This window comes from Priestia sp. SB1 (genome assembly GCF_038898415.1).
The window spans coordinates 850,144-872,913 of record NZ_JBBJSS010000002.1; the positions used below are offsets into that span (position 1 = coordinate 850,144).

21 protein-coding genes are annotated in these 22,770 nt (G+C 33.4%); 10 read left to right on the top strand and 11 right to left on the bottom strand.

Annotation, left to right across the window (positions count from 1 at the left end):
* Window position 1 precedes the first annotated feature (1 nt).
* The 4 genes from WKH56_RS10065 to WKH56_RS10080 form a co-directional block, all read right to left on the bottom strand.
* On the bottom strand, window positions 2-1,141 hold the full coding sequence (locus WKH56_RS10065) for a thymidylate synthase (protein ID WP_342835510.1): 1,140 nt from the start codon (window positions 1,139-1,141) through the stop codon (window positions 2-4).
* Window positions 1,138-1,908 (bottom strand): glutamate racemase, encoded by a 771-nt coding sequence (locus WKH56_RS10070; RefSeq protein WP_342835598.1) that lies wholly within the window; start codon window positions 1,906-1,908, stop codon window positions 1,138-1,140. The genes WKH56_RS10065 and WKH56_RS10070 overlap by 4 nt, the downstream gene beginning before the upstream one ends.
* Before the next feature lie 119 nt (window positions 1,909-2,027).
* A complete protein-coding gene (locus WKH56_RS10075; protein WP_342835511.1) occupies window positions 2,028-3,515 on the bottom strand; it encodes a type II toxin-antitoxin system PemK/MazF family toxin in 1,488 nt (495 codons plus the stop codon).
* 448 nt (window positions 3,516-3,963) lie between these two features.
* Window positions 3,964-6,153: an ATP-dependent Clp protease ATP-binding subunit gene (locus WKH56_RS10080; protein WP_342835512.1), complete on the bottom strand. Its 2,190-nt coding sequence runs from the start codon at window positions 6,151-6,153 to the stop codon at window positions 3,964-3,966.
* 327 nt (window positions 6,154-6,480) lie between these two features.
* On the opposite strand from WKH56_RS10080, the gene WKH56_RS10085 reads away from it, so the two are divergent.
* Both WKH56_RS10085 and WKH56_RS10090 read left to right on the top strand, forming a co-directional pair.
* The gene (locus WKH56_RS10085) at window positions 6,481-6,876 is read left to right on the top strand and encodes a hypothetical protein (protein ID WP_342835513.1); all 396 of its coding nucleotides are present in this window, start codon (window positions 6,481-6,483) and stop codon (window positions 6,874-6,876) included.
* A 132-nt stretch (window positions 6,877-7,008) separates the two neighbouring features.
* Entirely contained in the window at window positions 7,009-7,305 is a 297-nt protein-coding gene (locus tag WKH56_RS10090) for a hypothetical protein (protein ID WP_342835514.1), read from the top strand.
* Window positions 7,306-7,368: 63 nt separating this feature from the next.
* Here the strand turns inward: WKH56_RS10090 and WKH56_RS10095 are convergent, their stop codons facing one another.
* Window positions 7,369-8,253 carry a hypothetical protein gene (locus tag WKH56_RS10095; protein WP_342835515.1) on the bottom strand — a complete coding sequence of 295 codons (885 nt, stop codon included), beginning with the start codon at window positions 8,251-8,253 and terminating at the stop codon, window positions 7,369-7,371.
* Between the two features lie 267 nt (window positions 8,254-8,520).
* On the opposite strand from WKH56_RS10095, the gene WKH56_RS10100 reads away from it, so the two are divergent.
* Together WKH56_RS10100 and WKH56_RS10105 are read left to right on the top strand one after the other, a co-directional pair.
* Complete coding sequence (locus WKH56_RS10100) at window positions 8,521-9,981, top strand: hypothetical protein (protein WP_342835516.1); 1,461 nt, start codon at window positions 8,521-8,523, stop codon at window positions 9,979-9,981.
* Window positions 9,982-10,054: 73 nt separating this feature from the next.
* A complete protein-coding gene (locus tag WKH56_RS10105; protein WP_342835517.1) occupies window positions 10,055-11,365 on the top strand; it encodes a vWA domain-containing protein in 1,311 nt (436 codons plus the stop codon).
* Between the two features lie 142 nt (window positions 11,366-11,507).
* Here WKH56_RS10105 and lepB read toward each other — a convergent pair whose 3' ends face one another.
* Entirely contained in the window at window positions 11,508-12,032 is a 525-nt protein-coding gene (lepB, locus tag WKH56_RS10110) for a signal peptidase I (RefSeq protein ID WP_342835518.1), read from the bottom strand.
* A gap of 113 nt (window positions 12,033-12,145) precedes the next feature.
* Here lepB and WKH56_RS10115 point away from each other — a divergent pair, with 113 nt between their 5' ends.
* From WKH56_RS10115 to ssb, 3 genes are all read left to right on the top strand, one after another.
* Complete coding sequence (locus tag WKH56_RS10115) at window positions 12,146-12,535, top strand: hypothetical protein (protein ID WP_316910924.1); 390 nt, start codon at window positions 12,146-12,148, stop codon at window positions 12,533-12,535.
* A gap of 74 nt (window positions 12,536-12,609) precedes the next feature.
* Window positions 12,610-13,107 (top strand): hypothetical protein, encoded by a 498-nt coding sequence (locus WKH56_RS10120; RefSeq protein ID WP_342835519.1) that lies wholly within the window; start codon window positions 12,610-12,612, stop codon window positions 13,105-13,107.
* 115 nt (window positions 13,108-13,222) lie between these two features.
* On the top strand, window positions 13,223-13,744 hold the full coding sequence (gene ssb, locus WKH56_RS10125; protein WP_481861962.1) for a single-stranded DNA-binding protein: 522 nt from the start codon (window positions 13,223-13,225) through the stop codon (window positions 13,742-13,744).
* 153 nt (window positions 13,745-13,897) lie between these two features.
* On the opposite strand, the gene WKH56_RS10130 is transcribed toward ssb, so the two are convergent.
* The 5 genes from WKH56_RS10130 to WKH56_RS10150 all read right to left on the bottom strand — a co-directional run bounded on the left by WKH56_RS10130 (window position 13,898) and on the right by WKH56_RS10150 (window position 19,115).
* Window positions 13,898-15,220: a GIY-YIG nuclease family protein gene (locus tag WKH56_RS10130; protein ID WP_342835521.1), complete on the bottom strand. Its 1,323-nt coding sequence runs from the start codon at window positions 15,218-15,220 to the stop codon at window positions 13,898-13,900.
* A 148-nt stretch (window positions 15,221-15,368) separates the two neighbouring features.
* Entirely contained in the window at window positions 15,369-16,124 is a 756-nt protein-coding gene (locus WKH56_RS10135; RefSeq protein WP_342835522.1) for a TPM domain-containing protein, read from the bottom strand.
* Window positions 16,124-16,693 carry a LemA family protein gene (locus tag WKH56_RS10140; RefSeq protein ID WP_342835523.1) on the bottom strand — a complete coding sequence of 190 codons (570 nt, stop codon included), beginning with the start codon at window positions 16,691-16,693 and terminating at the stop codon, window positions 16,124-16,126. The genes WKH56_RS10135 and WKH56_RS10140 overlap by 1 nt, the downstream gene beginning before the upstream one ends.
* A 198-nt stretch (window positions 16,694-16,891) precedes the next feature.
* Window positions 16,892-17,380 (bottom strand): phosphatidylglycerophosphatase A family protein, encoded by a 489-nt coding sequence (locus WKH56_RS10145; protein WP_342835524.1) that lies wholly within the window; start codon window positions 17,378-17,380, stop codon window positions 16,892-16,894.
* Window positions 17,381-17,471: 91 nt separating this feature from the next.
* A complete protein-coding gene (locus tag WKH56_RS10150; protein ID WP_342835525.1) occupies window positions 17,472-19,115 on the bottom strand; it encodes a LysM peptidoglycan-binding domain-containing protein in 1,644 nt (547 codons plus the stop codon).
* 127 nt (window positions 19,116-19,242) lie between these two features.
* Between WKH56_RS10150 and WKH56_RS10155 the strand changes: the two genes are divergently transcribed.
* The 3 genes from WKH56_RS10155 to wecB all read left to right on the top strand — a co-directional run bounded on the left by WKH56_RS10155 (window position 19,243) and on the right by wecB (window position 22,759).
* Complete coding sequence (locus WKH56_RS10155) at window positions 19,243-19,515, top strand: hypothetical protein (RefSeq protein ID WP_342835526.1); 273 nt, start codon at window positions 19,243-19,245, stop codon at window positions 19,513-19,515.
* Between the two features lie 101 nt (window positions 19,516-19,616).
* Window positions 19,617-21,518 carry an AAA family ATPase gene (locus WKH56_RS10160; protein ID WP_342835527.1) on the top strand — a complete coding sequence of 634 codons (1,902 nt, stop codon included), beginning with the start codon at window positions 19,617-19,619 and terminating at the stop codon, window positions 21,516-21,518.
* A 125-nt stretch (window positions 21,519-21,643) separates the two neighbouring features.
* Entirely contained in the window at window positions 21,644-22,759 is a 1,116-nt protein-coding gene (gene wecB / locus WKH56_RS10165; protein ID WP_342835528.1) for a non-hydrolyzing UDP-N-acetylglucosamine 2-epimerase, read from the top strand.
* Window positions 22,760-22,770 lie beyond the last annotated feature (11 nt).

The window sequence follows — 22,770 nt, forward strand, 5'->3', positions numbered from 1 at the left end:
TTTAAACAGCTACAGGAGCTTTAATAACCGGATGTGGATTATAACCCTCTAAACTAACATCTTCGGGTTCAAAATCGAAAATAGAAGCTAATTCAGGGTTAATTACTAGTTCTGGTAACTCTCTTGGCTCCCTTTCAAGTTGAGTCTGTACTTGTTCGTAATGATTTGAATATATATGTATATCTCCACCATCATAGATTAGTTTATCAACTTCTAATCCGCATTCTCTTGCTACTAAATGTGTTAATAATGCGTAAGATGACAAGTTGAAGGGTAATCCGATCACTAAATCGCTGCTTCTCATCATAAATTTACAACTTATCTTTCCATTTATTACATAGAACTGAAAAGCAAAATGGCAAGGTGGTAAAACAGCATTTTGTTTAACCATTACAGGATGCCAAGCTGATACGAGGAGCCTTCTTGAATCAGGATTATTTTTAATTTGCTTTATAACATCCTTAAGTTGATCAGCCGTTTCCCCATTAGGCCCGTTAAAACTTCTCCACTGAGCTCCATAAGCTCCGGAGCCAATACTTCCGTATTTTTCTGCAAATTTGTCATCTTCAAGAATTCTCTTACAGAACCTATCCTTTTCCGTTTTATATACCGCTGCAAACTCAGGATCTTTTTCTGCTCTGTGAGCGAAGTTTGTCATATCAGGACCTTTATAATCTTCACTTTCTACGAATTTTTGGAACGGCCATTCATCCCAAATATGATTATTATGCTTCAACAGATACTGAATGTTTGTATCTCCCTTAATAAACCAAGCAAGTTCACTTGCAATAACTTTTAATGGTAGTCTCTTTGTAGTTAACATCGGAAAACCTTTTTTTAAGTCAATTACTAGTTGTCTACTAAACACACTTGTTGTTCCGGTGCCTGTTCTATCCTCTTTCTTATGTCCGTTTTTTAGAACATCTCTTAGTAAACCTAAGTATGCCTGATCTACGTTTTCACCATCAGTGTTTAGCAACTCAAGAAATGAATTTAACTGAGCTACTGAATTCACAAGGTTTTCTAACTTTTCTTTTGGAATAGCCTCTGCTACGTCCTTGTCTTGTAAAACCTCGTTAAGTTGGTTTGTAATATTAATTACGCTTTCTTTCATTTCTTGTTGTAATAAGATATTTGTCATCGTATCAATCCCCCTTCTGTTTGTCTGATTTTAGCAGAAGAAATCTTCTTTTGATTTTTTTCATTAAAAAAAGAGCGTACTTGTTCTTCTAGTAAACTTGCATTCCCTGTAGTATACATAATAATGTTACTGTTAACACCAGAACACATAAGATAGTCTGACAACTTTTCTACAATTGTTTCTGCCGGATCTATAAACTGTTTGTTAGGCCATATTAGTTCTAACTGATTTTTAATTAAAGGATAATGTGTGCAACCTAAAATCATAGATTCCCAATTACTACCCGCTATATTTTCTACTTCAAGTTTTAACATATCTAATTCTATTTCAGTTAAAAAAAACTTCTTTTCTATAGTAGCCGCTAACCACGTACTTCCTGCTAAAAAGAGATTTTTATTAGGAAATATCTTATTATACCAACCACTTTTAACCGTGCTTACAGTCGCCAACAGCACAAGATTCTCTTCGCTTATTGAATCTTCTATAAGTCCATCAGTCGTCCCGTAGACTGGCACATTTAGGTGTCTCTGGAACGTTGTTTTAAATGAAGCGGTTAATGTATTACAAGCTAAAATTAATAAATCAATTTCTTGCTCTTTAAATAAAGAAATCCAATTGTGAGTAATAGCTTCTAATTCACTAAAACTCTTATTCCCATATGGAGAATTTTTTTGATCAGCGTAATATAAATATGTATGTTGAGGGTATTTCTCTTCAATTTTAGTTAAAAAGCTCCAGCCACCTATACCCGAATCAAGTAATGCCACTTTCAATTTACTCACCCTATCCAGTTTTATTTAACATTAAATTTTAATTATTTTCATTTTATCCCTAAAAAAGCACAAAAAAGAAGGAACGATCTAAAATAGACCGGTCCTCTATTTGTTTATTCAAGGATAACTCCTAAAGAGACACAGTACGCATCAAATATCTCTTTACTTTTCTCTTTATTCAGTATATCAAATGTCTCTACTATACGGCTTTTATCAATAACTCTAACCTGCTCTAATGCAGCAAGTTTGGTTTCATCTGTTCCGTTAAAGTTTTCTAATTTAACTTGTGTTGGCAAAGCTCTACTTCTTTTGCTAGAAATTATTGGAGCTACTATTGTTGATGATGAATACTTGTTTCCTAAATTGTTTTGAATACACACTGCAGGAATTGGTTCCTTTGATCTTTGTTCGTGTCCAATTCCATCGCTAGAAGTGTAATAAATCAGTTTAAATCTAAGTTTGTTGATATATTCTGTTGAGGTTAAGAAGCTGTTATCTATCCCTTCAATACCACTAGATAGTAAACCATCATCTAACCCTTGCAAAACATTAGCCAATAAACCATTATCTATTCTTCCCATAACATTACTTGCAAAAATACAATTATCAACTCTTTTAATTCTAGTTGAATCAATAGCTTGAATTTGATTACATAGCACGTTAGATGAACGATAGTCATAACTGGAACCTATAAACTCTTCTTTCTTCACATTTACATTAACTGCTAAGTTAACTTTTGAAGTACTCGAAGTTAAAGGTAAAATAATAGTAGTTGGTGAAAGTTTATTCCCTGTATCATTCTGTATAATTACGCAAGGTCTAAGCCCTCTTTGTTCACTACCTATTCCTTCTAGGTCTACGAAAACAATTTGTCCTCTTTTATATAGCTGTAAACTTAAATTATTGACAAAAGCTCTTGCTATTTCTAATGAGAGTGATTTGGGAAACTCTATGTTATCTTGCGTGGAGTGTGAAACTATTCGAGTTCTATCAATTACTCTCATTTGTTCCAATGATAAAATTTTCTCATTAGATTCAGAAGGTATACAACCGCTTGGTATCTTCACTTGAGTAGGAAGCACATATCCTTTTTTTACTTTTGTAAGTGGTGCAATAAGCACGGTTTGTTTTTTCGTATTATCACGCCCAATGACCAAAGAAGGAAATGCCTTTTCAGAACTTTGCTCATTTCCTACTCCATCATTATAAATAACCCAAACAAGCTTATATAGTTTGTTTGTTTTGCCATAGCCAATTTTATTTAAAAAATAATTTTCTATTTGCTCTGTTTTCTCTTCTGAAAGAAGCGATTTTACCGCTTTGGTAATTCTTTTTTTGTCTATTACTCTAATTTGGTCACAGACAGCAATTGAATCCTCTATATCTAAGTTATAAAAATCATCTTTTCCAATATGTACGTAAGCAGAAGAATGAGATTTTATATAATTAGACTTCGCTATTATAGGCACAACAATGGTGGTATTCGAAACAGTATTCCCCTTATTATTTTGCAAAATAATACAAGGAGTGTTTTTACCTTTTAGCTCTCCGCCTCTTCCATTTAGATCTGCCCAAACAATTTGTCTTCTCTTTAAATCCATATTTATATAACCTCACTTCTTATACCATTATCCTTAACTTCTATATGTATATCTATCTGTAAATTATGGTTTAACTTTATTTTTTTGTTTTTTTCTCTTAATAACTTTAACTTCCGTAGAAATATTATTTTAATTAACCGCTTTTTTCTTATGATTTTTTCATTGATATGTATTCATCTCTATTATTTCAAATTAGACTTAATAATGGTACCTATATATCTTATTTTATGTATCATTTGTGGTAGCCAAAAGCATTCCATTTTCTCCTTTGCTCATTTTTTAACACATACTATATTTATAAATGATAATCTTTGTTTTATAGCAAAAACAGTTAATTAGTTCTTAACAACAGTATTTTTAAATTATTTTTCACTATTCGCTAAAACATCGGCCCGTTACTTTTCATCTAATAATAGCTAATTACAAAAAAATAGAGTGCGAAAGCACTCTATTTTACAATTAACTGTTCATTTTCAACTGTTACCATATACTCTTCTTTTTCAACATCCAAAATTCGATTAGCTAATAAATCTGTAACAGCTTCTACTTTCCTCTTTGCTTCTCGGGCACCAAACTCTGGACGGTAGCCTTCTTTTTTCAGTAATTCTAAAGCTTCATCAGAGAAAACTAATTTATAGCCTTCCTTGTCAATTCTGTCTGCTAACTCACTAGCTTGTTTTTCAACGATTTCCTTCATTGCTTTGTCTGTTAATGGGTTGAATACTACTGTTGCATCAAGGCGGTTTAAGAACTCAGGACGGAAGAAACCATCTTTACGAACAAACTCAATAACTTTCTTCTCTAAATCTTTTGTTTGAGCTTCTTCAGATTTTGAAGAGAAACCTAAGTTATTTGTTTGGTTAGTAGAATATAACTTACTTCCTAAGTTACTTGTTAGAATAAACACCGCATTTTTAGCATCCACTGTTTTCCCTTTGTTATCTGTAATAATGCCGTCTTCAAAAATTTGAAGCATAACATTAAATACATCTGGATGAGCTTTTTCAACTTCATCTAACAATACGATACTAAACGGTTTTCTTCGAAGAAGATTTGTAAGTTTTCCGCCTTCTTCGTGACCGACATAGCCAGGAGGAGATCCTATTAGTTTAGAAACACTATGTTTTTCTGCAAACTCACTCATATCAATTCTAATCATAGCTTTTTTATCACCGAACATCTCGTGAGCTAAGGCTTTTGCTAGTTCTGTTTTCCCTACTCCTGTAGGTCCTAAGAATAGAAAAGCTCCAATAGGTCGATTTGGATCTTTTAGCTTTAATTTAGAGCGGCGAATAGCTAGAGTGGTTAACTCAATTGCACGTTCTTGCCCTTTAACAAACTTCCTTAAACTCTCATCCATTAACTTTAGTTTTTCTCTATCTTCCTTATCAGTATCCTTAACAGGTATGCCAGTTTTCTTTTCGAGGATGCTTGTTACGTGCCCAATAGTAACTACGGAATTCTTCTTCTTTTCGCTCTCCGCTTTTTCTTTAATCTCTTTAATTTGTGCTTCTAAGTCTTTTTCTTTAATAAGTTGCTGTTTGGCTTCTTCATATTTTTCATCAAGAATTAAGTTATTCTTTAATTCTGTTGCGTTGATCTTCTCAGCTTCTAATTTTTTGTAGTCATAACTTGGAGTTGATTGACTAATTTTTCGATTAGCAGCAGTCTCATCAATTAAGTCAATTGCTTTATCAGGTAAGTATCTTTCAGTTAAATATCTCTTCGATAAATCTACAGCTTTTTTCACTACATTGTTTTCAAACTTAACACCGTGATGTTGTTCAAAAATTGGTAGTAAACCGCTAATAATCTCTACTGCTTCCTCAGTGGTTGGCTCCTCTACCTGAACGTTAATCATTCTTCGAGACAAAGCACCGTCTTTCTGGATATACATACGGTATTCATCAAAGGTAGTGGCTCCAATTACTTGAATGTTACCTCTTGCAAGAGATGGTTTTAAAATGTTTGCTGCGTCTACTGAGCCTTCTGCTCCGCCAGCACCTGCAATTGTATGAAATTCATCTAAGAAAAGAATTACATTCTTATGTTGCTCTACTTCTTCAATGATCTTCTTTAGACGAGCTTCAAACTCACCACGGAATTTTGTACCCGCTACCAAGTTTCCAATATTTAATTCAATTAAACGTTTGTTTTGTAAACCTTCCGGAACAGTCCCATCTGCAATAAGCTGAGAAACTCCCTCGATAATTGCTGTCTTACCTACTCCGGGTTCACCTAACAGCAAAGGATTTGTTTTAAATTTGCGGCTAAGAATTAAAATAGTTTCCTCAATTTCTTTTTTTCTGCCGATAACTGGTGTAAGTTTTCCTTGTCGAGCAAGACTTGTTAAATCACGTCCAAATTGAAGAACAAATAATTCTGCATCTAAATTCTGTTCTTGAACCTTCATTAAGCTTCTTTCTTCTGATCCGGTATTCTCTTCTGGCATTTCTTCCAACATTCTCACAATTGTTTCATATTGCTTTTCTCCGAATGATTGAATTTCGCCTTTTCTCATTTTTTCTTCAAGGCAGTTAATACAGATTTGAAGGTCTTCACCTAGGATTTTCTCTAAATCTTTAAAAACAAATCTTTCGTTACAAACGGTGCATTTTTTATTAGTTTCGTGAGACACGGTATAACCCCCTATTTCTCTGTGTAAAAGGAGTGAGAAAATATTTTGAATTTATTGTTGTATTGTTTAAGTTTTGGTATCATCCTTTATTTTTTCAGTAAGTTTCATAAAACTTCCATTAGGAAAGAAAAACTAAAGTATGGCTTTTTCTCAGCACTTTACATACTATTTGTAATTAGCTACAACCCATATTTCGAATGGAAAGTTTGGATTCTTATAGCGTTACTTATCTACTGTGTATTAGATGATATTTTCCATAAGGAATTCAATATCTTAATACCGCTTTTTGTTTCTATAGGGCTCCTTATAATTGAACGAAATATAATTATGACAACTGCCATTATATTTGTGTTTGTTGCATTCTATCTATTTGCTTTAGTCATTCATTTTTTAAAAAGTAGCACCGGAAAGAAAAACAAAGTGAGTGCAAAAGATAACAAAACTGAAATTAAAACGGTTAGTAGAAAAAATCCTTTTACTTTTATGGCAAAGGTCTTCTCAAGAAATTCTGGTATGGGAGAAGGAGATCCGTGGATTATTTGTAGCTTTCTTTTGTTAATTCATTTTAATAACTGGATTATCTACTTATTTTTAAATTGGATATTAATTGCTTTATTCTTTATTGTAAATCGGTTTATAAAGCAACCAAGAAAGTCCATCCCTCTTGCTCCAATTTTATTGTTATCACTAACAATGCTTCTATTAGTTAATAGATTTTTATAGAATCATAAGCCATAAAACAAATTAAGAGTCCTATCGCAGGACTTTTTTTCATCTCTAGTTTTATCCAGTGCTAAACTTTGGGTATTGATTGTTCTAAAGAAAAAAAGATAGATACTGAGGAGATGAAGGAAATTGCCTTATTATAAGCGCACATCACAGATATACGCGATTCAATTTTATGAAAAAGATTACCTCATAAAGAAGGAAAAATACTTAGAAGTTAGGGATCGTGCAATGTTTAGTACGTTATGGGCAGATAAAACCGCATCTGACGGACGATATTATATACCTAGAGAAAAGGATACCTTTTTTTCAACTGAGTGTATTACGGTGTACGAAGGTGACTACATTATGCAAGAAGAATCAGGAATCACATATACGCTACCAAGTGCTGTGTTTGAAGCAAGCTTTAAATTAGCTGCTAAGTAGGAATTTGTAAAGTACGGAAGTCTTAAATTGCATTTTTAAAAAACAAAAAAGCTAACAGTGCACTTAACTGTTGGCTTTTTCCTTTTTAGAAAGATGTCTCAATTTTAATAAAGCAAGGTAAGATACTAAGGAAGTGCCTTTTGCTAGTTGTGTAAGTTTGCTTTGATCATTAATTTTCCAAACTAGTTCACCGTCAGAAGATTTAATTTCTTTGCACATTTGGTTAACCAACTTTTTGTTTTTTAATTCTTGCTGCTTTAGTTTCTCTTGTAACAATTTATATTGTCTTTCTTCTTTTTCCCCTCTAGCTTCTAACACTTCGTTTTCATCATTTAATTCATAGAGTCCAATATAACCAGAACGATAAAAAGCTCTATGCATTCCACGTTTCCTAGCCATTATAGGTAGATTAGCGCCTGAAATTGGATCTGGGCAGTTCATTCGATTTGCAATTCCATAATCTTCATTAGTCGTGCCATCAGGGAATAGTACCGTTGCTTCAATCCACACTTGTTCCCTATCTCTAGAGGTAGCATCACTTTGCTTTTCTATTACGATAATTTTTGGAAAGGTAGCTCCTGTGGCCTCTATTAATTTCTTTGTGCCTGGGTCAGAAATAATTGGTTTTTTCTTCTTAGGTGAGTACCAAATATCTTGTTCTGTATCTATTACTTCTCCTACAGTCTTTATCACATAGGTTTCCGTTTCTCCGCTTTCCTCTAAAACTTTTATTGGGTGAGTTAATATTCTTTCTAACCACCGTTTTTCCGCACTGTCTTCTTCCTTGTCTAACGATTCTTCGGCTACAATGTTTTCTTCTTTTTGTACTTCTTCTTCATCTTTAATTTCCGTATTTTTATCGCCTGTATCTATTTGAATTTCTTTTTCTTCTTCATTATGTAATGGGTTTTTCTTGTTTATTTCTTCTTTTTTCTTACCTCTAGCCAAGGATATACCCCCTCTATGATGTTCTGAACAATTCTACCACTTCTTAATTTTGTTCTGAGAAAAAAATAATTTCAATGTTACGTACTTTTTTTCCACTTGTATTTCCGCTTCATTTAAAATAATTCTAGTTGCGAAAATACCCTAATATTTTTTTTTAAGAAAAACATAAAAGACACAGTTAAAAAATGGAAAATAATAATATCTTTAAAAATACACAAACACATAAGATTGAAATTTTAAATTTATACATAGGTAGGAGAGTTTTAAATGATAGGTAAGCAAATGCAACAAGCAGTTACTAGTATTGCTGGAGCCATTATGGATCCTGAATTTCGTGCTAGAAAAAACTTTGAGAGACCACCTTTTGTTTTTTGGGGACCGGCTGGTGCTGGTAAATCATACACTATGAAAAAAGCTGGGACTGCTTTACATATACCCGTTATTGGGATTCGTCTTGGACAAGAGTTAGCAGAAGATATGAGTTACCCTGAAATTGTGGAAGAGAATAAACAAAAGTACTTAAGTAAAATTATCGCTGAAATGTTTCCTCGCTATAAAAGAGATGCCCAAGGTAACAAAATCCCCCGACGTAAAGTTGTTAATGGAGAAATTGCAATTGTCTCTGGAGAATATCAACTTAATTTCACTAAAATAAAAAATTACATAGAGAACTGGAAGCAGTTAGAAGAGTACTATACCTCTATTGGTCTTTCAATAGATGACGCACCAGGAGGAATTGTATTTTTAGATGAAGTCAATCGTATTGAAGATAAACAAATGTTTCAAATGATCTTCCAATTGTTTGATAGCGGTAAATTTAAGGGGTATGTAACTCCAGAGGAACTAAGCTTCTTTGCTGCAGCAAACCCAAATGAAGGACATATTGTGCAGGACTGGTTTGCAGACGATGCCTTCACTAACCGCTGCGTTCATTTGCGAACTAAGTATGACTTTGACACTTGGTTGGAATATGCTAATGAAACTGATTCTGGATATGATGATTTAACAATTCAATTTTACAAAACATACCCTAAAGCTTTATTTAATCCTAAGAAGAATGATTTTAAAATCCCAGCATTTTCATCCTCATATCGTAATGCAGCCTTCTTAAGTTTATATGTTAACACTGTTCAGTATCCTGACCCTGCCATTCGTGAAGAGATCCTTCTTGCCATTGTTGGAGAGGCTGAAGTACCTCACTTCCATTTAGTCGAAGATAAATTAGCTGAAAAGGCACCTACAGCTGAAGAAATTTTAACTTCCTATGATGAGTATGAAATTGGTTCTAATCCTCTTATTACTATTGAGATGGGAAAAACTCGTTCGGGAAAACCCATTCCTGCTTATGAGATTGATACATTAAAGGATGCTTTGGAATATCAAGAACCTAAAGGTGAATTACGTAAGAGAATCTTGCAGGCTCAACAAGATGGAAAAACGGATTTAATAAATGAAGCAACTCAAGATTTAGTAGATTATTTTCATCAAAATATTAAAGACCAAAAATTTAAAGATTTAATAGATGAAAATAGATTACGCTTTTTGCGTTTTGTGCTTGACCTTCCTAGAGGTAAATTTGGAACAACTTTTCAACAGTTAGTCTCTAACCACAGTCATAAAGAAACCTCCCCTTTAATTGCTGATATTTTAACGAGTGGAGAAACTGGGCTTTATGTTACTCAACTTATTAAATATATCGATGTAAAAGTCGTAGCTAATTCTCAGTAATTAATACAAAAAGCCAATTCATTGTAATTGGCTTTTTTGTAAAACCCGTGAAACTACATCAGGAGGTAACTTTATGCGCATTAAGGGACAAGCTGAGTTAACTGAAGAACAAAAAACAATTATGATTAGCCATACGACTAATCGACTTCAAGATAATATTTATTTAATGTTACGGGAACATCCTTTTTATTCTACGTTACTAGCTAATTTTGGAATTAAAACCGAAATAGACGACAAGATACCGGTAGCGGCTGTTACTATTCAAAAAGGAAGACCTTTTAGACACACTAATCCATTAGGTTATATGACTTATCAGCAAAATGAACAAATTTTTATTGATATTCACGAAATTTTACATATTACTGATCTCCATCACTTGAGAGGGAAAGGAAAAGATTCTGGTTTATGGAATATTTGCTGTGACATAGAGATTAATCAGCTTATTAAATCCGCTATTGCAGTGCTTCCTAAAAACTGTTTAATGTATTACCATTTTAATTTACCTGCCGGACTATCAGCAGAAGAGTACTACGAGATATTAGAAAGCCGTGAAGAACCAATAACACTTCCTCCAGAACTCCAAAACACTCTTATGGACGATTTAATCAATGGTAATAATAACGAAGGTGAACAATCAAATAATAATAGCGGACAGAAGTCACAAAAAGCTCCTGGTTTTGAAAACCTTCATCCTCATTGGGAAGAAGCTGCTAATGATGCTCCAGAGGTTCAAAAAGCTGTTATTCAAGGAATGGTTCGTCAAGCTATGGTAAGCTCCCCTGGTAAAATTCCAGGAGAAATGGAAGCAATTATTGAAAGACTCTTTGAAGCTCAACTAAACTGGCCAAAACTTTTATCAACTTTTGCTCGTTCTTTACTTTCAACTCAAAGACGTAACACTTGGTCCCGCCCTTCTAGAAAATTTGGATCAATTAAAATGGGTTCCCTTCGTACCAAACGCCTAAATTTAATGGTTGCAATAGATACTAGTTACTCTACAAAACAGTACCTTGAATCATTCCTGTCTGAAATTGAAGGTATGAAGCATTACGCTAATATTAATCTTGTACAATGTGACTACGGAATTCAATCAGTGGAAAAATTTGATATGATTAATCTAGATTCTTTTGTCGTACACGGTTTAGGAGGTACATCATTCCTTCCTGTCTTTGAGCTTGCTACTGCAAAGGAGATTGATAACGGTAAGAGGTTTACTATTGACGAAAAACCGGATGGTATTGTTTATTTAACTGATGGAGAAGGTTCGGCACCTGATTTTTGTAGCATTCCTACCCTATGGGTTTTAACTCCTAATGCTCCCCTTCCTAAAGCGGAGTCTGGAGGACAAATTACTTGGGGAAGGCACGTATACTTAGACGAATAGAAAAAAACCAAAATTTTACTAGTTTTTTAGAGGATTAAAAGACTTAATAGAGAAATACTTATATTGGGATGGGAGATTTTTCTCCTAATATAAAACAAAAGACCGCTTATTTAGATATAGCGGTCTTTTGTTATTTTGTAAATTAATATAATTTAAAGTTATTCCAGAACTCTAGGACAACTTTACCTTCGTAGTGCTTCTTCAAATCAAATGTTCCATATTTCCTACTGTCTGCTGAAATATTGCGGTTATCACCCATAACAAATATTTCACTTTTTGGTACAGTAATTTTCTCATAATCGTAATCAAACATAGGTTCCATAATGTAATCTTCTTTTTTCTCTTTTCCATTAACATAGAGAGTACCATTTTTTATTTCTACAGTATCTCCTTCTAAGCCTATTACTCGTTTTATAATCTTTGTACCTTCTGGCGTAACTACAACTACTATGTCACCCTTATCTGGTTTAGAGAGTTTAGAATATACTATTCTGTCTCCATCTTGAATTGTATTTAACATTGAGGGACCATCAACTATAGCTAATCCTACAATAAATGTTCGTAACAAAAATACAACAATAATTGCAAAAGCAAAGCTAAAGATCCACTCTTTAGAACTTGCTTGATTTTGTTTTCTTCGGGCTACGCGACTATTTTCGATCTCCATAATTTCCCCTACCTTCCTCTCTTTCTTATGTAAAACAAAAAGTTTAACTTTCCTTTAAATTTGTAGTTAGATTTGTTAGTTTGCAATTGCTTTCTACAAAGGAGGAATTACATATGAACATTGAGTCACTATTGGATTCTGCCCTTCATTATTACCCTGATGATTTTGCGCTTCTGTTGCAACACCTCAATAAATGCAGTAATCAGTTAAAGCTATCTACTCCCGATAAACATTTGCCGCTTTTAATATTTAAACCAAATGATATTTATTTATGGATTAAAGACGAAGGTGTATCTGACTATCCTTTTCTGTTTACTGATCCTGAAGAGATTCTCTTTATTCTTTATCAACACTTATCTACCGGAGATTCCGTTTTTCTGTCAAGAGAATTCCCGCTTCACCTAACTAAGAAACAAATTCAGGAAAATATTGATAAGTGCTTACTGGAAGATGATCAAGAAGGATTTAAATACTGGTTAAGGATGTTGAAGAACGAAGTTTAGTAGAACAATGTAATTTAATTTTTTTTAGAAAAGATGTTGAGGATAATAAACATTAAACAAGGAGGCACACTGTTATGAATCGAATCGCATTATTTGCGCCTTATCATCTTAATGACCGAGAATTAGAAAAAGTATTTGAATTTCTTTATGATGTAATTGACGAAACACACCTTTCAGTATTGTTTTATCGAACTATTGATTTAGATATTATTCGTTTCTTTTTAGAACTTCCTGAAGAGTATGCCAAACATTTGACTATTCATTTACCAGGAAACTTAGAGACAATTAGGGACGCCGCACTTAAAGAAGGTATTAAATTTCTAATAGAAAACGGTACGGAATTAGTTGAGCATCAGTTTGGTTCAGAAACACTTATACGTGAAGAATATGACCATATTCTCAAACAAATTATAATGGGTGTTGATGAAGTATTGAGCTTTTACAAAAGAGATGAAAAACAAATTTCCAAACTTTTAATGCCCTTTAATCATTCAAAACGCTTCAAAAAAATTGGATATATTGGCCACTTAGATCGTGATAAAGACTTTGAATTGGTGCCATATATAGACTGAAAAAATAAGTGGGAAAAAATTTAGGTTTTTTCCACTTATTTTTCTTTTTCCTCTATAATCAGTTTGAGACATATTCATAGCAGTTTTTTAAAAACGAGGAGATTGATATATAATGATGAACCGTACAATTTTAGTTGGTCGATTGACTAAAGATCCAGAACTTAGATATACGCCAAGTGGTGTTGCTGTAGCAACCTTTACACTTGCAGTTAATAGAACTTTTACTAATCAAAGTGGTGAGCGTGAGGCAGATTTCATTAACTGTGTAGTTTGGAGAAAACAAGCAGAAAATGTAGCAAACTTCCTTAAAAAAGGTAGTCTAGCAGGGATTGATGGACGTATTCAAACACGTAGCTTTGAAGGACAGGACGGAAAACGTGTTTATGTCACTGAGGTAGTAGCAGAATCAGTTCAATTCCTTGAACCAAAGAGCGGCAGCGGAAACCCTGGAGGTAGTAGCAATAACAGCTCACAAGGTGGAAACCGTGGTGGAGGAAATCGTAACGCTTCTCAAGGTGGTAGTGGTAGCGGTAACGGACAACAAGGTAATCAAGGCTATACTAGAGTAGATGAAGATCCTTTTGCAAATAACAGCACCGAAACTATTGATATTAGCGATGACGATTTACCTTTTTGAGTATCGTTAGAAAAAATGAGTAATTAAAAAACCCTTATAAATCCTGTAATAGAGGAGTTTATGAGGGTTTTTTAATTCATTACATTAGTTTATTTTTAAATTTTTGTATGCATAAGTGATAAGCTTTTTCACAAGCAAACTCGTGATTACAGGTTAGTTTATACCTTCTTTTTTCTTTTTTAATAAAATAGCTTTTTCTCTGCGTTCTTTTATTTCCAGAATAAAAGACTCATTTACGCCGCCATCCGTTGTTTGGGAACGTTCAATTGCTTCGTCAATAATTGCAATTTCATTGTCATAATCTTTAAGTTTTCTAAAAGCCATTGTGTATGATTTATACAGTGCCGGGGCCTCATAACCGTTGTATCGGGCCAAATCAAATAACTCAATTGCGCGTTCTAAGTTACCTTTTTTTCGCTCCTTGTCACCTTCTTGCCAATACGGCATACCCTCATCAAAACCTTTGCTCACATCATACAAATTCTTTATTCCCTCTAAGGGAACACGATTATGAGTGGGGTTAAGATTAGTTAGCTCGTTAATTGGTGAAACAGTAGGGAATTCATCTGTATTATCTTTTAAAAATCTCCATACATCAATTAAATGATACGTTGGTATCTTTCTTCCGATTCTATCTAATGCGTTTTTTTGAAATAAATCATATTTAGTGACAGATTCATCGCCTATATAAATCCAAGCAGTAGTGGATTTTGCATATTGACTTTTAAGTACTTTGCTGCCGTTTTTTAATAATAAGCTTTTAGTTTCACTTAAGTATTTTTCCACGTTCCCACCATAAATAGTGTTTACTTGATCATCAACGTTCCAATTCATAAATACTGGAGCCTTTAAGCTTTCAAGAATAACTTTATCAAATAATTGAGGTTTTAAATTATAATAATGTTCTTCTATTTCGTTTACGTAAAGAGTTGGAGCTGTTTCAAATTGAAAAGAAGGTGTGTTGCTGCTACGATCATAACCGTTACCTCTCTTAGTGAAGAATGGAATCATACGATTTGTTAGTCTATCATTTGTTTCGTTTAAAATTCTAGTCATTTCTTGAGATTCCAACTCTACTGCTTCTTCTTCGGTTAAGCCTTTCTTTACAAATCGAACATCTGTGTCATACATTCCACGAATTTTCTCGGCTTCATATGCTCTTTCGTGGTGCGCTTTATAGCGGTTACCACGTCCCTTGCCAACATAGAATATTTCGCCTGTCTCTTTAATAAACCATTCATATACATAAAAATCTGTTGCGGTGCTCCCAGTAGTAACGCCTACGGGACCAGATGAAAAAGTTATTAAGTCTCCAAGCGACTCAAGGTTAATAGCACTTTCTAATTCTGCACTTTCATTAGTATCATCGGCTAATTCATCTCCTTTTCTTTGTTCCAATAACTCTTTTTTTTCGTCTTGATTTACTGGTTGGTTTTCTTGTTTTTTGTTTCCAAAGAGTTTATCTAAAAAGCTCATCTTCTCAATCCCCTTTTTAATTGGCTGTTGAAAGTCCTTGCATCCATTTTACCAAATAAATGCAAAAACGTATTTAACAACTTAAAAGGATTTATGCAGAAGAAAATGCTGGCATAAAAAAGAGCCTCTCACTAAATGAGAGCCCCTTTTACCATCCTCTGCTAGCACCGCCACCACCAGAACTACCTCCACCGCCTCCGCGTGGGCCGTCTCCGCCTCCACCTCTTGCTGACAATAGCATATAAAGTACAGCTTCAGTGATTGCTCCTTTAAAAAATATAAAGTCTAGTATAATCAAAATAATTACTGCAATGACAATAAGAATAACTTGCCAAGCCTTTAGTCCAGACTCTTCTTTAGATGAATGTGGTGCTTTAGAAACTTTTTGTTGAAAATCTTTTCCCAATTCGTATTCTTTAGCTGCTTCGTTATATACAGCTTTGTATGTATTCATTATTGCTTTATCATACTTTTTATCTTTTAAGTATGGAATTGCATAGTTATCAAGAATTTCTCCTGACTTAATATCAGTTACTCTTCCTTCTAAACCATATCCGACTTCTACACGAACCTGTTTTTCTTTTAGAGCTAATATAATTAATATACCATTATTAAGCTCCTTACTCCCTAAACCGTATTCTCTAAACGCTTCGTTTGAAAAGCTCTCTATGTCAGAATCATTTAATGAATTGACTGTTAGTATCCCTATTTGAGCTTCAGTTTCATCATCTAGCTTCTCTGCCATATCAATAATTTCTGACTTTTCTTCTTCGTTAAGGATATTAGCAAAGTCTTGAACGTAGATATCTCCTACTGGTTTAGGTATGTCGGAAGCAGCAAACGCAACACTTGACGTATTAAATAATAGCGCAATTATAAAAACAAATGGCGCTAATAATTTCATTAATTATCGCTCCCAAAGTCAACTTTCGGAGTTTCTTTTTCTTGCTCAGTAGTTTCGAAATATTCTTTTTTATCGAAGTTAAACAAATTAGCTATGATGTTTTTAGGGAACTTTTTAATCTTATTGTTATAAACAGTCACTTTGTCATTATAGTCTTTTCTTGCTATAGATAGCCTATTTTCCGACCCCTCTAACGAATCCATAAGTGATTGGTAATTTTTGTCAGCTTTTAAATTAGGGTAATTTTCTGCTACTACCAGTAATCGACTTAATGCTCCACTTAGTTCTTGATCAGCCGCTACTTTGTCTGCAGGTGTTTTAGCTCCAGCTAGTTGAGCTCTTGCGTTAGTTACTGAATCTATTGCTTTTTGCTCGTGGTTTGTGTAACCTTTTACCGATTCAACAAGATTAGGTATTAAATCAGCACGTCTTTTTAGCTGATTGTCAACTTGAGAATATTTATTACTGACGTTCTCCTGCGCTACGACTAAACCGTTATATGACGTAACTCCATATATTAAAATTAGACCAGCTGCAACTCCTGAAATAATTAGTGCTTTATTTTTCATTTAACAAACCCCTTTTCGTTTTAAATTTATTTTGCTTAAAGTATTTTTTACTTCTATCCATATTAAACATTATAAAAGTATTAATTTTATAGCATATTTCAATTCTAAAATAACAATTTTTGTTTATTTTTTTTAAAAGCCTTTATCTTACACCAATCAAAGATAAAGGCTTTTTCGACTATTTATAACTAATTTTAGTTAGCCATTTCTATGAGCTAATCGGCTGCAGGAGGCCGCTACAATTGAACAAAGTATGTCATCCAAAAAGGTATGTACCTCTCCAGGCTTTGCTTTCTTGTCATTATACAAGCCGATAATACCTGGTTTAGTAATATCAAAATATCCAAAGTTTGAGCTAGCAATACTTCCATAACAACCTGTTATAGACATTGCTAATGTTTCATCTACACCGTATAAACCCTCGTCTCTTTCAATAATACCTAAAAGCGGTTCGGGTAATAATTTTTGTTCTGCTGCTACATCGAGTGCTATACCTGTTAAGATAGCGTGCTGTATTTCTCTCTTTTTTAACACTGAATTTATGTGATGCATTGCTATTTCTTCCGTGATTTCTGGATTATGCTTTCTTTGAGCATTGCACACTAAAATTGCTAGCTCATTTAAGTCTACTCCTCTATCCAATAATGCTGTTTTAGCCGCTAAGTATAAATCTTGTTGATTATTCATTATAAACACTCTCCTTGCCAACTAACTTTCAATATTTTCTAATTTCACCTTCCCTTGTATAGAAAAAAGGTGGGTTTCCCCACCTTTTTTATTAATTCACTTTTGCAAAGTAAGCATTTATTCCTTTAGCAATTCCATTAGAAATACTATTTTGGTATGTATCGTTAATCATTTTATTTAAGTCCCTGTAATCAGAGATAAATCCAATTTCTATAAGTGTTGCAGGAACGGTATTTTTTCTTAAAACATACAGGGAACTATCGTGAACTCCACGATCCGTACTTCCCATTTGAGGTTGGAAGTAGCTATGTACTGTTTGTGCAAGAACTTTACTGTTACTTGGCTGTTTATTCATAGAACCATCATAACTTGAGTTAGCATTATAGTAGCTTTCAGTACCTATCGCTCCAGGTACAGCAGCATTGATATGAATACTTACAAAAGCATCAGCATCATATGTTTTTGCTTTATCTACTCGACACTGTAAATCAGGAGTTAAAGTATAAACCGGAAGACAGCTGCCGCTAGAAGTTCTAGTTACGTATACTCTATATCCCATATTTTCTAAGTACTGCTTCGCTTTAGTTGCTAGAGCATAAGTCAGGTTTTTTTCATAATAACTTCCGTTTACTGCTCCTGCATCAGCACCGCCGTGACCAGGATCTAATACTACAACCTTGCCAGAAGAACTTATTGGTGAGCTTCCGCTATTTGCTCCTAAGTAGTCGCTAGAAACCCAACCTAAATAACTACCGTACTTTACGTTGCTCCAGTTACCGGATGTAGAAACAACCTGTACTTTAGCACCATTAGGTAGTACTGTTACCACTGAACCATTGGGTGATGTTCTCATATTTAAAGCACTAGCGGTTACGTAAGCATAATTAACTGTTGTAATTGGTGGAGGTGTAGCTGGGGTTGTTGGAGTGCTATCACCGCTTGCTACTAGCTTTAAATAACTAATAGAAGCCCAACCAGTATAATTTCCATATTTAACTTGGTTCCATCCGCTAGAAGTTTGAATAACTTCTACTTTCGCTCCTTGTGGCATTGCAGTAATAATTGATCCGTTTGGTGAGTTTCTTAGGTTAAGAGAAGTAGCAGCTACCGTTGCATATACCTTTGAAGGTGTTGTGGGTGTTGTTGGTGTTGATGGAGAGGTTGTAGAAGCATTTAGGGAGAGTTTTTGCCCTACATATAAAGATGATGATTTTAGGTTGTTCCAACCCATAATATTGTTTACTGTCACATTATAATTTCTACTAATGCTAAAGAGTGTATCCCCTGCTTTAACTGTATATGTTTGTATACTTGTCGATGGAGAAGTAGGGTTAGTTGGAGAAACGTTTGTTTGAGCAACAACCAGCTTTTGACCTACAAATACAGAAGAAGTAGACATCTTATTTAAAGACATTAATTGCTGAACTGTTGTTTTATAATTCGTAGCAATACTCCATAAAGTATCATCTTTTTTTACATAGTAAGTTTGAACTCCTGTTATGTCCTGTGTATTACTACTTTGAGGGTTACTAACACTTAGAACTTCCCCTGTATAAATACTATTACTTTTTAAGTTATTCCAACTCATTAGTTGAGAAACGCTAACTTTATATTTTTGGCTTACGCTAAATAAAGTCTCCCCTTTTTGAACTGTGTGTACTGTTTCAGCGTGCACACTAGATAAAGGAGCTACCATTAAAAAAGCGGCCGTACTAAATAATAATTTTTTCTTCAAGGAACATTCCTCCTTTGGGCTTTTTATTGGATAACCCAAATTAATAAATATTTAAATAACGCTTAGGATTTTTTTTCTTTTTCGGCAAAGAAGGTATAAATACAGGATTTTAGAAAGGTGATTATTAATGAAATTACTTATCGGTATTCCGCTACAAATAGTAATATCCTTGTTTAGAATGTTATTTGTGGGTTTTCTATCGGCATTATTTTGTGTTTATACCGTAGATTATTTACTTTCTTCTTCTTTTAGAACTTTTAACCTTGTTATAATTGCAACTTATTTCGCAACAATATGCACATTCGCAGTAATATTTGTAGAAGTGTTTTATTTTTTCCAAAGACGTTCTAAAAAGAAAAATGTAGTTCAAAAAGATAAAGAAAAGTATGTTTTAAAATAGAAAGAAGCTCCTGCTTTTTTCTATTTTTTTATTTTTTTTAAAATCTTTCTACTAAAATAAATTTATATGAAAAAGGAAATTTTAAGGAGGAAGATTTAGTAATGACATTAGGATTAGAAGTAACGGGAGAAGAAATTAAAGCTACAAGTAATCAAAGCGGTAAAGGTGACTTACATATAGATGGAAGTAATAAATGCAATGAGTATCTTATTAATCTAACTGAGAAAATTCAAAGAAACTACAGAGATATATTGTATAGAGATCTGGAGGTTGAGCGAATTGCTCAGATAATTAGAAAGAAGCGGGAAAACATTCCTGTTATTGTAGGTGAATTAGGAGCAGGAAAACATTCTATTGTAGAATTACTTGCACAAAAGATTTTAAATAACCAAATTCTCACCTTGGAAGGTCACAATATTTATTCCTTAGATGACATTAGCCTTACTAATAGTGTAGAAAAGCGAACAGAACTTATTGAACGTGCTAAGAGTATATTTGAGAGTCTTAAGTCATCAGACATCTTATATATAAATAATACGTGTAACCTTATTGGTTCTGGTAAGATGCCCTCTGTTGGTTATGATATTTCTTCTGTGCTGCTTCCGTATCTAGAAGCGAACAAATTTAAAGTAATGATAGTAACAGAAACCTCAAAATATGAGGAAACTATAAAGACAAATACGCTGTTAAATAACCACCTAAAATGCATTGAAATTAAACCTCTTAATAAAGAGCAAACACTTGAGGTGTTAAATACAACGGTTCCTTCTTTCGAAAGATTTCATAACGTAGAAGTAGCTAAAAATGCTCTTTCCGTAATTGTGGAATTATCGGACAAATATATGAAAAAACGCAACTTTCCTCAAAAGGCCATTGATGTTTTAGATGAAGCCTGTAGTGCGGCTTCTCTGACCTCCCTTAAAAAAGATAAAAAAACTTCTACTGAGGTTATATATGAAGAATTGGATAGTGATTATGTTTTAGGCAGCGTAAAAAAGGAATATGAAATCTCTATGGATATTACAAGACCTATAGTAACTGATGATATTGCTTTAAAAGTTATTGAACAAATTACAAATTTACCTGTGGGTAAACTATCTTTTGAAGCAAAGAAACAATTAAGAAATCTTGAGGAAGATTTAAATAGGGAATTAATTGGTCAAGCTAGTGCGGTTAATACTTTATCAAGGGCAATAAAACATTTCAGAAGTGAATTAACAGAAAAGAAAAAACCAATAGTTTTATTCTTTGCTGGTCCGATTGGTGTAGGAAAAACAGAATCAGCTAAGCTTTTGGCTAAGAATTTAATGTTTAGCGAAGATGCAATGATTAGACTTAATATGAGTGAATATATGGAGCAAGCTTCTCTTTCAAAATTAATTGGTACTAGCCCAGGATATATTGGGTTTGAACAAAACGGAAGACTTACTGAGGCTGTAAGTAAAAACCCTAATACTATTATTTTGCTTGACGAGTTTGAGAAAGCGCACCCTAGAATCTCTGATATCTTTTTATCAATATTTGACGAGGGAGAAATTGCAGATTCAAAAAATAATGTAATTGATTTCAGAAATACTATTATTATCCTTACAAGCAACATCGGTACTCAAAAGAAAAGCAATCTAGGTTTTCAAAGTGATCAGCCGAATGATGTTACAAAGGAAGCACTAAATGAAGCATATAGAAAAGAATTTATAAACAGACTTGATGAAGTGGTTACTTTTAATTCTTTATCTAAAGCAGACATTGAAAAGATTTTAGATATCAGAATTCAAAAATATAAAAACCATTTATCCAAAAATGGTATAACACTTCATATTGAAGAAGAAGTTAAGTCGGTTTTAGTTGAAAAAGGTTTTAAGCCTGAATATGGGGCTAGAGAACTTCTTAATAGAGTGTTTCGTAAAGAAATTGAAGATTTAGTAATTGATTTTTCATTAGAAAAAGAAGTAGTAACACAAATCTTAATTTCTTATGAGAATGATCAAATAAAGGCTAGTTAATAGACAAAAAAGCGTACTGAGCTTAGATTTCAGTACGCTTTTCTTTATCTAATTTTCAAGGGAATTCCAAAAAATAAAATAAATAAATGTTAAGAATTGTATCGGAAAATTTTGAGGTGAAGACTTTGAAAAAAATAAAAGTAATGTCTGTAATAGGTACTCGTCCAGAAGGAATTAAAATGATTCCTCTTGTGAAGGCGCTTAAAAATGACTCTGCATTTGAATCTATATTTGTAAATACCGGACAACATAAAGAACAGCTTGACCAAGTATTAGAGCTATTTTCAGTAGAACCCGACTATAACCTTAACATAATGGAGCGTAAGCCAAAGTTAGAAGAAATACTTGCAGTTATACTTGTGGAATTGTCAAAAATTCTTGATAAGGAAAAACCAGATATTGTTTTAGTTCACGGTGACACGGCTACTACTTTAGCCGGAGCTCAAGCTGCCTTCTTTCGTCAAATCCCTGTTGGGCACATTGAAGCGGGACTTAGAACTTTTGATAGATACTCCCCTTTTCCTGAAGAAATGAACAGGCAAGTAGTTGGTAAATATACTACTCTTCACTTTGCTGCTACAGAGACAAATAAAAGCAATTTGTTAGCTGAATTGGTAAACGAAAAAGATATTTTTGTTGTTGGAAATACAGTGATAGATGCTCTTTTTGATGTCACTTCAAAAAAATTAGATATTCCATTAGAAATTAAATCTATTATAGAAAATCCTTATCATACAATATTGCTTACTACGCATAGGAGAGAGAATTTAGAAGAATTAAATGGCGTCTACAGTGCTGTAAATCATTTGATTAAGGAATATAATGATATTCAATTTGTATTTCCCATTCATAAAAATCCTGCAGTTAGAAAAAAAGTTTATGCTTCTCTATCTAAAGATCCTCGGGTACACCTTCTAGAACCGCTAGACTACTACGTATTCTCTCAATTAATGAATAGTAGTTATTTTATCATTACTGATTCAGGTGGAATTCAAGAAGAAGCACCTGCCCTAAAAAAGCCTGTACTAGTTGCTAGAAAGTCTACTGAACGAACTGAAGGTATTGAGGCTGGCACGTTAAAGCTTGTTGGAACTAATACAGAAACAATTATTAATGAAAGTATAAAATTACTTGAACAACCTAGTTATTATCAATCATTTTCAAGAAACAGAAATCCTTATGGGGATGGAAAGACTTCAGAAAAAATTGTATCCATTATTAAAAATTACTTTTCTTCTTAAGGGGGGAATCT

What these genes read in the sequence shown, in the direction of transcription:
- WKH56_RS10085 (WP_342835513.1), top strand. Translation starts at nt 6,481, where the DNA reads ATGACAACTGCCATTATATTTGTGTTTGTTGCATTCTATCTATTTGCT.
- WKH56_RS10100 (WP_342835516.1), top strand. Translation starts at nt 8,521, where the DNA reads ATGATAGGTAAGCAAATGCAACAAGCAGTTACTAGTATTGCTGGAGCC.
- WKH56_RS10065 (WP_342835510.1), bottom strand. Translation starts at nt 1,141, where the DNA reads ATGACAAATATCTTATTACAACAAGAAATGAAAGAAAGCGTAATTAAT.
- WKH56_RS10135 (WP_342835522.1), bottom strand. Translation starts at nt 16,124, where the DNA reads ATGAAATTATTAGCGCCATTTGTTTTTATAATTGCGCTATTATTTAAT.
- WKH56_RS10105 (WP_342835517.1), top strand. Translation starts at nt 10,055, where the DNA reads ATGCGCATTAAGGGACAAGCTGAGTTAACTGAAGAACAAAAAACAATT.
- WKH56_RS10160 (WP_342835527.1), top strand. Translation starts at nt 19,617, where the DNA reads ATGACATTAGGATTAGAAGTAACGGGAGAAGAAATTAAAGCTACAAGT.
- ssb (WP_481861962.1), top strand. Translation starts at nt 13,223, where the DNA reads ATGAACCGTACAATTTTAGTTGGTCGATTGACTAAAGATCCAGAACTT.
- WKH56_RS10140 (WP_342835523.1), bottom strand. Translation starts at nt 16,693, where the DNA reads ATGAAAAATAAAGCACTAATTATTTCAGGAGTTGCAGCTGGTCTAATT.
- WKH56_RS10130 (WP_342835521.1), bottom strand. Translation starts at nt 15,220, where the DNA reads ATGAGCTTTTTAGATAAACTCTTTGGAAACAAAAAACAAGAAAACCAA.
- WKH56_RS10155 (WP_342835526.1), top strand. Translation starts at nt 19,243, where the DNA reads ATGAAATTACTTATCGGTATTCCGCTACAAATAGTAATATCCTTGTTT.
- WKH56_RS10120 (WP_342835519.1), top strand. Translation starts at nt 12,610, where the DNA reads ATGAATCGAATCGCATTATTTGCGCCTTATCATCTTAATGACCGAGAA.
- WKH56_RS10115 (WP_316910924.1), top strand. Translation starts at nt 12,146, where the DNA reads ATGAACATTGAGTCACTATTGGATTCTGCCCTTCATTATTACCCTGAT.
- WKH56_RS10075 (WP_342835511.1), bottom strand. Translation starts at nt 3,515, where the DNA reads ATGGATTTAAAGAGAAGACAAATTGTTTGGGCAGATCTAAATGGAAGA.
- lepB (WP_342835518.1), bottom strand. Translation starts at nt 12,032, where the DNA reads ATGGAGATCGAAAATAGTCGCGTAGCCCGAAGAAAACAAAATCAAGCA.
- WKH56_RS10145 (WP_342835524.1), bottom strand. Translation starts at nt 17,380, where the DNA reads ATGAATAATCAACAAGATTTATACTTAGCGGCTAAAACAGCATTATTG.